This window comes from Planococcus sp. 11815 (genome assembly GCF_051096385.1).
Classification (GTDB): domain Bacteria; phylum Bacillota; class Bacilli; order Bacillales_A; family Planococcaceae; genus Planococcus; species Planococcus citreus.
Genome location: NZ_CP096991.1, coordinates 811370 through 826430, shown reverse-complemented (window position 1 = coordinate 826430; position 15061 = coordinate 811370). Strand labels below are relative to the sequence as shown.

The following is a 15061-nucleotide window of genomic DNA, read 5'->3' as shown; positions in this document are numbered from 1 at the left end:
CGGGTTTTCTTCCTATAGCATCTTCGCTAAAGCCATCTTCGCTTCACTCGCCGTTTTCTCGTCCACTTGGATACGGTTGAGGACGCGGCCTTCCACCAGTTCTTCCAAGATCCATGTAAAATGCGGCAAATCGATACGATTCATCGTCAGGCATGGGCACATAAAAGGATTCAAGGAAACAATGTCGCGGTCCGGGAAATCCTTGATGAGCCGGTTGACGAGGTTCATTTCCGTACCGATCGCCCATTTGGAGCCTGGGTCGGATGCTTCGATCATATCGATGATGTATTTTGTGGAGCCCGCAAAATCAGAGGCGCTAACGACTTCATAGGTGCATTCCGGATGCACGAGGATGTTGCGGTCCGGTTCTTTGACGCGCAAATGGTCGACGTGTTTCGGCAAGAAGTTCATATGCACCGAGCAATGCCCTTTCCAGAGAATTACTTGCACGTCTTCTACCGCACAACCGAGTTCGAGTTTTTGCTTGATCGGGTCCCACACCGCCATGTGCTCGAGCGGAATGCCAAGCTTCACGGCAGTATTGCGCCCTAAATGCTGATCGGGCAAGAACAGCATGCGCTGTTTTTGGGACAAAGCCCACTCGACCATTTCCTGTGCATTGGAGGAAGTCACCGTCGCTCCCCCGTTCCGGCCGACAAACGCTTTGATCGCCGCTGTTGAATTGACGTAAGTAAGCGGGACGATAGTGTCGCCATACAATTTCTGAAGCTCTTGCCAAGCGCGTTCGGTTTGGTCGATATTGGCCATATCCGCCATCGAACAACCCGCCCGCATATCAGGCAAAATGACCGCTTGATGCGGTTCAGTCAAGATATCCGCGGTCTCTGCCATGAAATGGACGCCGCAAAACAGGATATAATCCGCTGTCTGCCTACCAGCGATTTGCGACAATTGCAGCGAGTCGCCGGTCACATCGGCATAGTGGATCACTTCGTCTTTCTGGTAATGATGGCCAAGGATATACAATCGTTCTCCGAGAGCTGCACGTGCACGTTTTGCGCGTTCATGCAATTCATCTGTTGATGCTGTTAAATAGCTTTTTGGCATGGCATCTGCCATTTGAAGTTCTTCAAGCAATGAAGTCATGAAATTACTGCCTCCTTCGGGGATATGGAAAGATTCATGCTGATATCAAGGTTCGAAACACTATGCGTCAAAGCACCGATGGAAATGACGTCGACGCCGGTATCACGGTAATCGGAAAGCTTTTCGAGGTCAATGCCACCGGACGCTTCCGTACGGATCGTCTCTGGAACTAGCTGCACCCAGCGTCGGATTGTTTCCGGGGTCTGGTTGTCAAACATGATCGTGTCGGGACGTGCGTCAATCGCTTCCATCAATTGCTGCTCTGTCTCAACTTCAACTTCGATCATCGTCATGTGGCCGAGCGAATCGCGTACTTTTTTCACCGCTTCGGTAATCGATCCGGCCGCTGCGATGTGGTTATCTTTTAGCATGACCGCATCGTACAAGCCGTTTCGGTGGTTGAAACCACCGCCCGCGCGGACCGCGTATTTCTCGAACATTCGCAACCCTGGCGTCGTTTTGCGGGTATCGACGATGCGCGTATGGTCCGAGTCCAATGCCTCCACGCATTTCGCCGTTAATGTCGCAACGCCGCTCATGCGCTGGACCAAGTTCAACAGCACCCGCTCTCCCGCCAGAAGCGAAGCGATGGGTCCCGTGATTTTTACGATCGCCTCTCCTGCTTCTACACGGTCACCGTCTTGTTTCAATAATTCCACTTCGACCGACGCGTCGAGCAGGCGATAGCCCCATTCATAGCAATCGAGACCTGCCACGACGCCGCTTTGTTTCATGCGCACGAGCGCTGCGCCTGTATCCGTCCGATCGAACAATACTGAGGAGACATCGCGGTCTCCAATATCTTCGAGTAGAAATTGTGTTAATGCTTGTTCTGCTTTTAAGCGATTCATCATATGGTCTCCTTGATCTTCGTATTTCGTGTAATTAAATGGACGCCGCTTTTTGAAATGCCGATGACTTTTCCGTCCCATTCGGCTTTCGGTTCAGGCGCATCGACCCGGTAATGGCCGCCCCTGCTTTCTTCCCGCAATAAGGCTGCAGTCGCGATAAGGCTGCAGGAGGTTTCCCGGTGGATCTGTGCGATGACTTCATCCTTATAATCCTCGAGAGCTTGCACTTTTAAGGGATGTGCTTGTAAAAACTTCTGCAGTGCGTACGGTTCTCTTAAAATCCCTGCCGTTTCTGTCATGTTTCGTTTCAGCTGATTTTCATCAACGCCTTGAAAATATGTACATGGCAGTTCATGATCTGCTTGCACTGATTTTATCTTTTCGGATGGCTGCGGCTCTTGGTTGATCCGCTCCGCAAGCCGCTTAGCGAATACCAAGCCTTCCAGCAATGAATTGCTCGCCAGGCGGTTGGCGCCGTGGACACCGGTCGACGCGACTTCCCCGACAGCATACAGCCCAGGAATGGACGTCTGGCCGCAACTATCCGTCCTGACACCGCCCATATGAAAATGGGCGCCCGGACGGACTGGCAGTAACTCTTTCGTTGGATCGATTCGATGGTTCCGGCAATTGTCATAAATCGATGGAAAGCGCTGTTGGAAATCAGCCACATGCCTGGCGTCGAGAAAGACCGGCCCTTTGGTTTGCCAATGCCGTTCGATCGCCCTTGCAACAATATCGCGCGGTGCGAGTTCCTTGAGCGGATGGATGCCGTCCATGACACGCTTGCCATTTCCAGCCACCAATACAGCGCCTTCACCGCGCACAGCTTCCGAGATGAGCCCGCACGACTTGCCTTCTAGCGTCAGGACAGTCGGATGAAACTGGACGAATTCGAGATCTTCCAGTACAGCGCCTGCGTGATAGGCCAGTGACAATCCGTCGCCTGTCGCAACGGATGAGTTGGACGTTTCGTTGTACAATTGCCCGATGCCGCCTGTCGCGAGGACGAGGTGCCGTGCTTGAATGACTGAACGTTGTCCGGACTGATCTGAAACGACGACGCCAGTGCAGTGGCCGTTCTTCATCTTTAATGCCAAGGCTTGATGAAAAGCGAAACGCGTGATTTTTCCGGACGTTTCTTCCATTAGATAGTGCATGAGCATCTTGCCGGTCTGGTCGCCTCCTGCATGGACGATTCGGCGCTGGCTGTGTGCGCCTTCCATGCCGAGCGCTGGCAGCCCGCGTTCATCCCCGTCGAATGGCAGCCCTTGCTTCAGCAAATTCTTCATGAGCTCCGATCCTTCATTGACCAAAATTTCTACGCGCCCAGCGTCGGCGTGATGTGCCGAGGCGAGCAAAGTGTCCGTGGCATGGGATTCGGGACGGTCATCAAAACTCAGGCTTGCGGCGATTCCACCTTGCGCAAGGCTTGTATTTCCTGTCCCGGCATCTGTTTTCGTGACGACTGCGATGGAATAATTGTCTGGTAGCGAACGCGCAAGCATGAGCCCGGCGACGCCTCCCCCGATGATGCAAACATCGAACAAACTTTACACCTTCTTTACAAGTGTCTTGACACTATTAATGACATAAAGATACAGTGATTACAAGAATAAACTCGGATAGGGAAAGAAGTTGATGGAAAATGACGATTTACTTGGATTCGGCGGCGACCGCCCCGATGAGAAAAGAAGCGATTGACGCTTACGTGGAAGCGGCTAACAATGCATTCGGCAACACGCAAAGCTTGCACGATGCAGGATCTCTCGCAGCAGATTATCTCGCATCGTGCAAGAAATTATGGGGACAATTCCTTAACGTGCGACAAGATGGCATTTACTTCACCGGCAACGCATCAGAAGCGAACCAGCTCGCCATACGCTCTTTATTGAAAGGACGTCCCGAGCATTGCCGGTCGATCGTGTCGACACAACTCGAACATGCTTCCGTCTTATCTGTGTTTCATGAACTTGAACAGGAAGGCTATGACATTACCTATGTTCCCGTCGATGAGTTTGGACGCATCGATTTGGATGCTTACGAACAACTGGTCAACGCGCAAACGGCGCTCGTCGTCATGCAGCTCGTCAACTCAGAGATGGGTGCCGTCCAGCCGGTCGAACAATGTGCGAAGATCGCTCAGCAATTCGGCGTGCCGCTTCACTCGGATATCGTCCAGGGCTTCGGAAAGCTGCCAGTCGACATCGGATCATGGGGCGTCGCTTCTGCTGTTTGTTCAGCGCATAAAATCGGCGGCCCCAAAGGTGTCGGCATCGCCTACCTCGACCCGACCATTCACTGGGAATCGGTGTACGAAGGAACGACACATCAAGGCGGTTTCCGCGCCGGAACAATCGATGTTCCGGGAATCGTCTCCGCGTCCATCGCCGCAAAACACGCTGTCATGGAACAACCCGCGAACTATGAGCACGCACGCAAGCTTCAGGACTATTTGATTGAACATTTGCCCGTAGGCGTCATCGCGACGGGCGACATAAAATCGAAATCCCCGTTCATTCATGGACTTGTTTTGCCGCATGTTGAAGGGCAATGGATGATGCTCGCCTGCAACCGCGCACAGATTGCCATTTCCACAGGCACCGCCTGCAAAATCGGCTACGGTGAAGCGATGTCTGCGATGCTTGCGATGGGAACGGAAAGCGACGCCGCAAAAAAATTCGTCCGGGTTTCCTTCCATAAAGAAACCACCAACGACGAGATCGACCACTTTATCCAATTAGTTGGACAATCACTGTCTGAATTCGTTCCACACTCTTGAAAGCCGCTATTCATGCGGCTTCTTTTTTATGCCTGAAATTTTTCTGACAACTTTGTTGACAAACAAAAGCTTACGTTATATGGTTATACACATAAGTATATAACCATATTACCCAATCACCCAAGGAGGTGTTTTCATGGTCAACCCAACCGATTCAGCGAAACCTTTATTTTTGCAGATCCGCGAATTGATCGAAGACCAAATCGTCAACGATCAATTAAAAGAAGGCGACCAAGCTCCATCGACGAATCAATTGGTCAATTTCTACAAAATCAATCACGCAACCGTCTCCAAAGGCATCACACAGCTTGTCGACGAAGGCATACTATTTAAAAAGCGAGGGATTGGCATGTTTGTAGCAGAAGGCGCAAAGAAAACTTTAGTCCAGCAGCGGAAAAAGGCATTTGTCGATAATTACGTCACCGGGCTCGTGCAGGAAGCAGAAAAACTCGGCATTACGGAACAAGAAATCATCGAATTGATCAAATCCACGAAAGGGCGTGATGCATGATGGCAGCCTCAGTCCAACTCAATCACGTAACATTGAAATTCAAAAAGTTTGAAGCCTTGAAAGACGTGTCACTGACATTGGAAGCAGGCAAGATCCATGGCCTCATCGGCCGAAACGGCGCCGGCAAAACCTCATTGCTGTCGTTGATTGCCGCTTTCCGCGAACCTACTGCTGGCGAAGTATTCGTCGACGGCTCCACGGTGTTCGAGAATCCAGAGAAGATGGAGCAAGTGGCGTTCGTCTATGACAAGGACTATAAAGAAGAAACCGAGAAAGCGAAGAAGTTAATCGCACTTGCCTCCCATTACCGTCCTCATTTTGACATGGACTATGCCGAACAATTGACCAAGCGTTTCAAACTGCCGGTCAATAAACCCGTCAATAAACTATCGAAAGGCATGCAATCTGCGTTAAACGTTGTCATTGGCCTTGCAAGCCGCGCACCCGTCACCATTTTCGATGAAGCCTATCTCGGCATGGACGCACCAGCGCGCGAGATCTTCTACAAAGAGATACTGATGGATCAGGAAGAACATACTCGGACGTTTATCCTCTCGACACATTTGGTATCGGAAATGGATTATTTATTCGACCACGTCGTTATCATCGACCAAGGCAAACTATTATTGAACGAACCCTATGAAACCGTGTCATCACATGGCGCTTCTATCACGGGATCCGCCGAGCATGTGGATGCATTCACATCTGATATGAAACGCTTAAACGAGCAGCAGCTGGGCGGGACCAAGTCCGTCATGGTCTATGGGGAACTCGATGAGACCAAACGACAAGAAGCGCATTCGCTGGGACTCGAAATCGGACCGGTTTCACTTCAAGATCTATTTATCCATTTAACCGAGGAGGCGAATTAATATGACATCCCCGCGCTATAGAAGAGTTGCAGCCGCTGTCTTTTCCGATATGTTCAAATGGAGTTTGTGGTTTTTCTCTATCCTTTTTGTGATTCATTTAGTAAGAGTATTTTGGCTGAATGGCGACACCATCCAAATTGAAGGTTTCTTCGTCTTTTCCCAGAATGGCGACACCAATCAAATTGAAGGTTTCTTCGTCTTTTCCCAGTATTCCGTGAATATTTTCATGTTGGTGGTCGGCATTATGTCCGCTTATGTATTCATGAGCCGCCACATCCAGCAAGGCGTCAGCCGCAAAGATTCATACCTCGGCACTGCCCTGGCAGCACTCGCGTTGTCTGCATTTGCTACCTTGGTTCCGCTCGCCGTCAACGGTCTTCAACATTTGCTTGCTGAAACGATTTCATTGCCTGTCGAGTTGGATACGGTCTCTGCTTTCGAGACGACAGGCGGCTGGTTTGCCGCTGCGATTGCGCTATTCCTGAACACCTTGACTTTCTTTTTAGCCGGCTGGGTCATCAGCATCGGCTATTACCGCTTTGGCTGGATCGCCGGCTTCGGCTTTATCGCCTTATCGTTCGTCATCTTCGGCCTAAATGATTATCTATGGAAGCCTAACACGGCCGATGCCATGGAATGGTTGCCATATAATCCGCTCGAAGCGAATTTTTGGCTGACAGCACTCGGATCGTCCGTCCTGATTCTGCTTCTTTTCTCGCTGATGCGGTTGCTGACCAAACGCGTCACAATCAAAATGTAAATTCCACCGAAGCCTTGCCCTCCCCCTCCATGCGGCAAGGCTTTTGCATGCCCGGTTAATGGCACGGCACCATATATGCCTTCTTCGCTATGGTATGATGTCTACAGAAATTATCCACAAGGAGACTGCCACATGTTTCTACAAAAGACACCCGAGAAACGCCGCTGGAACGATGAACCGGGCCGTGCGCTTTCATTAAAAACCAAAATGGTCGCCTTGATTGCGCTGTTGATCGCAGCGGTCCTCTTGGTGATCGGCTTGTTTTCGAATTATTTTGTGCTCACCGTGACAGAAGACCAGCTCGGAGAACAAGCGCTCAGTGTCGCGGAAGCCATCGCCCTCAACTCTGATATCATCGAGGCATTCGATGCACCGGACCCGGCAGCCGTCATCCAGCCGCTCGTCGCCCCCGTACAGCAAGCAACCGAAGCGGAATTCATCGTGGTGGGGAACCGCGAAGAAATTCGCTATTCCCATCCCAATCCCGAACAGATCGGCGGGCGGATGGTCGGCGAAGACAACGAACGGGCTCTTAATGAAGGCCAATCCTATGTCTCGAAAGCAGCCGGTACACTCGGTGATTCGCTGCGCGCGAAAGTGCCCATCTATTCCGACGGGCAAATTATCGGCGTCGTCTCAGTCGGCTTTCTTTCGACCGACGTCCAGAGCTTGATCGGCGATTATACGCAGGAAGTCTGGCTTATGCTGCTCATCATCGGCGCTGTCGCTTTCCTAATGGCAATCGCCATTGCTTCGTATATCAAGCGTAAACTTCACGGCCTTGAGCCCGAAGAAATTGCCCATCTGCTATTCCAAAAAGAAACCATTCTGCAATCGACCCACGAAGGCATCATCGCCGTTAATCGTCTAGGCCACATCACTTTGCTCAATCACCAAGCCAAGCAATTATTGTTCGGAAATGAGAAAGACGAACAGTCATTGATTGGCCAACCGGTCACCGAAGTGCTGCCTTCTTCCGATCTGCCTGAAATTTTGGCGAGTGGCACGAGCCATTTCGACCAGGAACGGCTTTACGGCGAGCATCCCGTCTATGTCAACTCAAGCCCGATTCATTTCGAAGGGGCATTGGTCGGGGCGGTTTCGACTTTCCGCTACAAAACGGAAATCGACCAGCTGGCGAAAGAACTTGCCCAAGTAAAACAATACGCCAATGCGCTGCGCGCCCAAACTCACGAATTTTCGAATAAACTGTACACGATTTCCGGATTGCTCCATTTGGATAAAAGAAAAGACGCCCTTGAATTCATCCGGACCGAACATCATATCCAGCTCGAATGGTCGCGACAGTTGATCGGCAAAGTGAAAGACCCGCTCATCAGCGGCTTGTTGCTCGGCAAGATCCATCAAGCACGTGAACAGCAAGTGCAGCTGACAATCGGCGAGGATAGTAGCCTCCAGCAAGCTGTAGCTGAACCGCAGCGACAAGCCCTCTTGACCGCCATCGGCAACTTGCTCGATAATGCCTTTGAAGCCGTCAAGCAACAGCCAATATCAGAGCGGCTCATCTCCCTGACATTTACCGATATCGGGGATGACATCATTTTTGAAATCGATGATTCCGGTCCCGGGATCTCCCCGGCCATTGCGAGCGGCATCTTTAATGAAGGCACATCATCGAAAAGTACTGCTGGCCGTGGCTTCGGCTTGAGTACGACGAATCGCCTCGCCAAAGCGGCTGGCGGCGAAGTGCTGATCGAAGAAAGTGAACTCGGAGGCGCTTGTTTTGTACTGACTTTACCGAAAGAAGGAATACACCCATGAACGCACCACTTCACGTATTGATTATCGAAGACGATTTCCGCGTGGCCGGCATCAACGCCGAACTCGCCGGGCAAGTCGCTGGGTATGCAGCTGCCTCGATTGCCAAATCAGGAGACGAAGCCATGGCCTTTTTAGAGAAGGCGGCGCCGCTTCCGGGTCTGATCCTGCTCGATGTCTTTATCCCCGACCGCTCGGGGCTGGAACTGTTTTGGGAAATCCGCACTAAGTATCCTCAAATCGCCATCATCATGGTGACTGCCGCCAATGAAATTGAAACGATTGCAGCAACCGTTCGCGGCGGGGCGTTCGATTATTTATTGAAACCTGTCGACTTCGAGCGGTTCGCGCAAGCCTTGGAACGCTTCCGCGATCAGCGGCTGGTCCTCTCTGCCTCATTGGACTGGCAGCAAAGCGACCTCGATCGCCTGTTCGGCGTGTCCGCTCCACAAGCGGCTCAAACAGAAGACAATGGCGAAGAACTTCCGAAAGGCATCGACCAATTGACTTTGGACGGCGTCCGCGACTTTTTGAACGCTTCTTCACCTGAAGGGGCCAATGCCATGGAGGCCGGCAAGGCGGTCGGCATCAGCCGCTCCACCGCCAGGCGCTACCTGGAGCATCTAGTCGCAAGTAATGAAGCGAAAGCGCAATTGAATTATGGGGAAATCGGCCGCCCTGAACGCCGCTACGTCCCGTGGACAAAATGAACAAAACCCCCAAAACGCTCTTTAGTCGTCTTAAGTGAATAATCTTATTTTTCAAATCCCTCTGTGATAAGTTGTTATTTATAACTTGAACCGGGGGATTTATTTTTTGCGCCAAGATGTATGCGTTTACAAAATGATCCTCCGCGCTATTTTGCACCTAGGGGGAATCCAGTATGTTAAGTATTATTGCCTTATTTACGATCATCATCATTGTGGCACTTCTTATCAGCAATAAAATCACGCCGATTGTCGCACTTGTGCTCGTGCCGATTGTGGCTGCCTTTGTCGCAGGCTTCAGCTTTGCGGAAATCGGCGACTTCTTCAATAGCGGCGTCGAATCGGTCATCAGCGTCGTCATCATGTTCATCTTCGCCATTCTTTTCTTCGGCATCATGCAAGATGTCGGTTTGTTCGATCCGTTGATTAATAAAATGATCGCTGTCTCTAAAGGAAACGTCATCGCTGTCGCAGTCGGCACCGTCGTCATCGCAGCGGTCGCACAACTCGACGGATCTGGCGCTTCCACTTTCCTGATCACCATACCAGCACTGCTTCCGCTTTATAAGCGTTTGAAAATGAATCCTTATCTCCTGCTATTGCTGGTCGGTACTTCGGCGAGCATCATGAATATGCTGCCGTGGGCTGGACCGCTCGGCCGCACCGCTGCCGTTCTTGGCATGGACGTAACCGAATTATGGCGCCCGCTGATCAAAGTCCAAGTGATCGGGCTCATCCTGTTGATCGCCCTGGCCGTCTTGCTCGCGATGCGCGAAAAACGCCTCATCGCAAGACGCGGTGATTTCAATAAAGAAATCTTCGAAGAAGCAGACCCACTCGATGTGACGGCTCAAGATGAAAAGTCACAAAAAGCTACGGCCCTGCGCCGGCCGAAGCTCTTATGGGCAAATACCATCTTGGCGCTGGCCGTCATCGGTGTGCTCGTATGGGGCGTCATTCCAGCAGGCCTTGCCTTTATGATCGGCGTCAGCATCGCCTTGCCGCTCAACTACCCGGACATGAAAGACCAAATGGACCGCATCAAAGACCATGCGCCGAACGCGCTTCTTATGGCTGCGATCATCTTGGCTGCCGGTTCATTCCTCGGCATCCTGGAAGGCACTTTGATGCTCGACTCGATCGCCAGTGATTTGGTCACGATCCTGCCGGCATTCGTCATTCCTTACCTGCACTTGATCATCGGATTCTTCGGCGTGCCGTTCGATCTATTGCTTAGCACCGACGCTTATTATTTCGCCTTGTTCCCGATTGTCGAGCAAGTCGTTACAGGCGCAGGCGTGTCATCGCTGACGGCTGCTTACGCCATGATCATCGGCAATATCATCGGCACGTTCGTCAGCCCGTTCTCACCTGCTCTTTGGCTCGCACTTGGCCTGGCGGGGCTCGAGATGGGCCGCCATATCCGCTACTCGCTTCCGATTATGTGGGGCTTCAGCATCGTCTTGCTCGCCGTCTCCGTATTGGTTGGCGTCGTCTAATAAAAAAATGCCAGAAAAGAGCGTACTCTCTTTCCTGGCATTTTTTCATTGTTTAACGAATCGCCCCATGCGGCAAAATGGCGTGCACCCCTTTGACGCCGTTGACAATCTGTGTGACGTGCAAGTCGACAGCGACACTCGCGAGCGCCATCGCTTCCGTTTTTGATAGCGAATGAAACTGCTGGATCAAGCCGACCATTTCGTCGAGAGCCGTCGCTGCGGCTTCGTTCAAGTCTTCATCGAAACCGAATGTCACCCAGCCGGCGGGCGTTTTAGCTTTCGGCATGGCAAGTTCCATTTCTTCATGGAGCACGACTGTCAAATTGACGAGATCCATCGGACATTCGATTGCCGTTCCGGAGTTCTCGCCATCGCCTTGCACAGCATGGCCATCGCCGAACGACAACAGTGCCCCTTCCACTTCGACCGGCAAAAACAGCGAGCTGCCTTCGACCAGTTCCTTGCAATCGATATTGCCGCCCGTCCGGTACGGCGGCGAGGTGCGGTGCGTTCCCGCCTCTCCAGGCGCCAGGCCGATGAGCCCGAGAAACGGCGATAAGGCGACGCTGAATTCCTTGCCGGACAATGTGCAGTTGCCGCTTATCTGCTCACGATCCAGCCTCCAGTCCACTTGGAGGCGTTCGCTGTCCGCGATGCCGAGCTTTTCGTTTTGCCAAGCCGGCGTACCGCCCGCCCAATTGCGCCCGTACCAGCCAGGCACATTTTGGTTAATGCGCACTTCGAGCACCATTCCAGGCTTTGCGCCTTCAATGGCAATCGGGCCGATGAGCGGATGGCCGATCCGTTCTTCGTTTTCGCGCGAATGGTAAATGACTCGTTCTTCGCCTTTATGCGCCGAGTAGCCCCATTGGATGTCGGGTGTCCTCGTTTCGATCGTATCGCCTGATTGAATAGTCAAAATCGGTTTGTATTCTTTATTGAACGAAGAGTGGAGATTTTCGGACTTGAGTTCAATGTGGTGATTCATGCGCTTCCCCTTCCGTAACGACGGTTTTTTTTATTATAACGGAAAATAAAACTTCTTTTAATAGGAAAAAGCCTGCCGCTAACCCGGCAAGCTTTCTGTTTAGGCACTGCTGCGTTTCCGGAACGCGCGTCGTTCGGCGTAAATGGCGCATTGTGCACAGACGACGACCGCTTCATTGCGGTCGTTGTAATATTTTCGCGGCTGCCGTGCTTTTTGTTGGCACACGGCGCATTTCTTTTTGAAAAACGAGAACACTTGCTGTCGCTCCTTTATTCTTGGATTCATCGTACGTTTATTGTTTCACAGAAAAAAGCATAAGGGAACTAACGAGCATCCAGAGCTGCAGTACGCCTTCACACAGATGCCCTGAACCATAAACGGTTCAGGGCATCTGCTCATATCATTCAGTTAAGTCTGTAGATTGCTGGTAGTAATAATCCGACGGGTCGACTGGCGTGAAGCCGTTCGGCGTATAGAATCTCAACAAGTCGCCGTTGACCACTTGGTCCGACAACTGCAATTCGTATCTACCGTGCTGCTTCAAGGTCTCGGCTTGTTCGAGCTGTTGTTCTTCAAGCGGCAAGCCGGTTTCGGGATCGTAGAACGCTTCGCCGATGGAATAGACATCGGGGCTGACATAATCGCCATTGCGGAACATGACGAGTTCTTCATGTTCTTCCGACAATAGATCGGTACCGAAATGCACGTAGTTCTGTGTTTCCACACCAAGCAGGTGCATCACTGTTGGCAGCAGGTCAATCTGGCCGCCATATGTGTCGTTGATGCCGCCTTCCATGCCCGGTACGTGGATGAACAACGGCACGCGCTGAAGCTTGGCGTTCTCTACCGGCGTGATGTCTTTTGACAATACCTCAGACATCGCCTCGTTGTGGTTGTCGGAAATACCGTAATGGTCGCCGTACATGACGATCATCGTATTGTCCGCAAGCCCAGACGCTTCAAGCTGTTCGAAAAATTGCTTGATCGCTTCGTCAGCATAACGGGCCGTCTGGAAATAATTATCGACGCTGGCATCGCCTGTCGTCCCTTTTTCGATGGTCGCCAGTTGCTGGTCCATTTTATAAGGGAAATGATGCGCCACGGTGATAAATTTCGTATAGAACGGCTCCGGCAGCGATTCCAAAATCGGTGCCGACTGCTCGAAGAACGGTTTATCCATCAAGCCGTATTCTGCCATATCCGCTTCGGTCGTATTCGGATACGATTCGATATCGAAGAAATGGTCGTAGCCGAAAGACTTGTAGATTTCAGAGCGGTTCCAGAACGTCCCGTTATTGCCATGGAACACAGCCGATGTATAACCTTCATCTTTCAAGATGGCTGGAGCCGATTGATACGTGTTCTGCCCTTTCGTAATGAACGCAGATCCTTTCGGCAAGCCGAATAGGGAGTTTTCGAGCATGAATTCAGCGTCCGAAGTTTTGCCTTGTGCTGTCTGATGGAAGAAATTATCGAAGTACATCGTATTCGGGTCATCCATCATCGAATTCAAGAACGGCGTGACTTCTTCCCCGTCCAGTTCATAATCCATCAGGAACGTCTGGAACGATTCGAGGTGCAAATAGACGACGTTCATGCCTTCCGCTGCACCGAAATATTTTTCATGGGGGCTCGCATAATTGGATTTCGTGTAGTTCAACACTTCCGTATTGTCGTCGCTGTCCGCCATAACCCGCTGCGAAGAAGCTTTCAAGGTCTCCGCCGTGTCATACAGGGCGTAATTATACATCCCCAAATACTTGACGATGTACGCGCGGTCAAAGCCGCGTGTCAACAAGTCGGGACGGTCCGATTCCGCGAGCGACAAATTAAAGAGGGAAATCAACAAAGCCGCCGCAATTATCGGCAAGGCCATTCTCTTTTTGATGATGCGCATGTCTTTTTCCGTCCGCTTGGAAATTACCCATGCGCCGAGGATCAAGACGTCCACAAAGAACAGGAAATCCATCGGTTGGATCAAGGTCAGGACACTGCCCCCCAAATCGCCGAAGTTCTGCGTTTGGAACAAAGTCGGCAACGTGATGAAATCACTGAAAAACCGGTAATAGACGACATTGGCATACAACAGGATCGACATGCCGAGATAAATCACAAGCAGCGCCCAGTATTTCCGCGTTCCTTTAAAGAACAGCGAGAAACTCAGCAATAGCAGTGCCGAGCCTAAAGGGTTGATCGCCAGCAGGAATTCCTGCAGCGCCCCTTCCACTTCCAGCGTAAATTGTGTTTTTTGCGAGATATAAGTTTTCGCCCACAACATGACAACTGCCACGAGAAACAAGGGCATAAAAGTATTCATTTTCATTTTGTTTTTCATTTTGCATTACACCTTTTCATCATCGATTATCTGAAAGCAGTCTAACGTACCTGCCTTTAAAGAAACAAACTCTATTGTACTCCCATTTTCCGGGAATTCAAAGTTTGAAGCGGTTTTTTAGGAAGGCTACGCATTATTCATCGCTTCGCGCCATTCGACAAGTTCCTTTTCTTCGATCTGTTTTTCAAGCACTCCATCCCATGCGCCGAGCCGGGTATTCCAGACACGCGCGTAGAAGAGGTCCTGTTTTTGGTCGTATAATTGAAACTCGATGCACGGGATGTGTTCGGTACCAAGTTCTTCACAAGATGAAACGTCCGAGACGATCACTTGATAGCCATCTTCTGCACTGTTTTTTTCTTCCGTCAGCAGCTCATGGATGCGCTCGGTATCAGCATTCCGGCTAAGTGCGTAACGGTAGGAGGGTAAGTTTTGCCCATCTTCTTCAAGCACATCTTCTAACAGCCCATAACTATCGTGCACGGCACTGAAGGACACGATGGCTTCATCGTCTTCCATCTCCTCCTCGAAAATGCCTTTCTCCAAATGGCCATGGCCTTTGTCGGTCAGCCGGTAGCCTTTCGCGTCCAGGCGGATTAGCTGCGTGCTGTGCATTTTATCGATCAAATCGCGAATGAATAGCTCTTCGACAAACAGCATCTCAGCGAGCGTGGCGGGGCGGCGGATGTCTGCTTCTTGAAATGTCAGCAGCAGCATCTTCATTAAAATGTCCATTTTGAGCCGCTTGACGCGGGCAAACGACACATCATAAGAAACCAACGGCAAATGCCACGAAAGTTCTTTAACGATCGTCACGTCCTTGTTGGACGCCACTTCCGAACGCAGCCTGTTATTCAGTTTGTCCATTTG

At 51.1% G+C, this 15061-nt stretch carries 14 protein-coding genes; 7 read left to right on the top strand and 7 right to left on the bottom strand.

Annotation, left to right across the window (positions count from 1 at the left end):
• Positions 1-12: 12 nt before the first annotated feature.
• The 3 genes from nadA to nadB are packed head-to-tail and all read right to left on the bottom strand — an operon-like array spanning position 13 to position 3508.
• Complete coding sequence (gene nadA, locus M1Q06_RS04175) at positions 13-1107, bottom strand: quinolinate synthase NadA (RefSeq protein ID WP_434401832.1); 1095 nt, start codon at positions 1105-1107, stop codon at positions 13-15.
• Positions 1104-1958, bottom strand: a complete 855-nt coding sequence (nadC, locus tag M1Q06_RS04170; protein WP_434401831.1) for a carboxylating nicotinate-nucleotide diphosphorylase — start codon at positions 1956-1958, stop codon at positions 1104-1106. Before nadC ends, nadA begins: the two co-directional genes overlap by 4 nt.
• Positions 1958-3508, bottom strand: a complete 1551-nt coding sequence (gene nadB, locus M1Q06_RS04165) for an L-aspartate oxidase (RefSeq protein ID WP_434401829.1) — start codon at positions 3506-3508, stop codon at positions 1958-1960. Before nadB ends, nadC begins: the two co-directional genes overlap by 1 nt.
• Positions 3509-3606: 98 nt before the next feature.
• On the opposite strand from nadB, the gene M1Q06_RS04160 reads away from it, so the two are divergent.
• The 7 genes from M1Q06_RS04160 to M1Q06_RS04130 all read left to right on the top strand — a co-directional run bounded on the left by M1Q06_RS04160 (position 3607) and on the right by M1Q06_RS04130 (position 10868).
• Positions 3607-4740 (top strand): IscS subfamily cysteine desulfurase, encoded by a 1134-nt coding sequence (locus M1Q06_RS04160; protein WP_434401827.1) that lies wholly within the window; start codon positions 3607-3609, stop codon positions 4738-4740.
• A 136-nt stretch (positions 4741-4876) separates the two neighbouring features.
• The gene (locus M1Q06_RS04155) at positions 4877-5251 is read left to right on the top strand and encodes a GntR family transcriptional regulator (protein ID WP_058381546.1); all 375 of its coding nucleotides are present in this window, start codon (positions 4877-4879) and stop codon (positions 5249-5251) included.
• On the top strand, positions 5251-6123 hold the full coding sequence (locus M1Q06_RS04150) for an ATP-binding cassette domain-containing protein (RefSeq protein WP_434402813.1): 873 nt from the start codon (positions 5251-5253) through the stop codon (positions 6121-6123). The genes M1Q06_RS04155 and M1Q06_RS04150 overlap by 1 nt, the downstream gene beginning before the upstream one ends.
• A gap of 1 nt (position 6124) precedes the next feature.
• Positions 6125-6883, top strand: coding sequence for a hypothetical protein (locus M1Q06_RS04145; RefSeq protein ID WP_434401825.1), 759 nt, complete (start codon positions 6125-6127; stop codon positions 6881-6883).
• A 132-nt stretch (positions 6884-7015) separates the two neighbouring features.
• The gene (locus M1Q06_RS04140; protein ID WP_434401823.1) at positions 7016-8665 is read left to right on the top strand and encodes an ATP-binding protein; all 1650 of its coding nucleotides are present in this window, start codon (positions 7016-7018) and stop codon (positions 8663-8665) included.
• A complete protein-coding gene (locus M1Q06_RS04135; RefSeq protein ID WP_434401821.1) occupies positions 8662-9372 on the top strand; it encodes a response regulator in 711 nt (236 codons plus the stop codon). The genes M1Q06_RS04140 and M1Q06_RS04135 overlap by 4 nt, the downstream gene beginning before the upstream one ends.
• Positions 9373-9545: 173 nt before the next feature.
• A complete protein-coding gene (locus M1Q06_RS04130) occupies positions 9546-10868 on the top strand; it encodes a CitMHS family transporter (protein WP_434401819.1) in 1323 nt (440 codons plus the stop codon).
• Positions 10869-10920: 52 nt separating this feature from the next.
• On the opposite strand, the gene M1Q06_RS04125 is transcribed toward M1Q06_RS04130, so the two are convergent.
• From M1Q06_RS04125 to M1Q06_RS04110, 4 genes are all read right to left on the bottom strand, one after another.
• Positions 10921-11856 carry an acetamidase/formamidase family protein gene (locus tag M1Q06_RS04125; protein ID WP_434401817.1) on the bottom strand — a complete coding sequence of 312 codons (936 nt, stop codon included), beginning with the start codon at positions 11854-11856 and terminating at the stop codon, positions 10921-10923.
• 99 nt (positions 11857-11955) lie between these two features.
• Positions 11956-12111, bottom strand: coding sequence for a hypothetical protein (locus tag M1Q06_RS04120; protein ID WP_405313656.1), 156 nt, complete (start codon positions 12109-12111; stop codon positions 11956-11958).
• A gap of 145 nt (positions 12112-12256) precedes the next feature.
• Positions 12257-14191 carry an LTA synthase family protein gene (locus tag M1Q06_RS04115; protein ID WP_434401815.1) on the bottom strand — a complete coding sequence of 645 codons (1935 nt, stop codon included), beginning with the start codon at positions 14189-14191 and terminating at the stop codon, positions 12257-12259.
• 126 nt (positions 14192-14317) lie between these two features.
• A complete protein-coding gene (locus M1Q06_RS04110) occupies positions 14318-15058 on the bottom strand; it encodes a hypothetical protein (protein ID WP_434401814.1) in 741 nt (246 codons plus the stop codon).
• Positions 15059-15061: the final 3 nt, after the last annotated feature.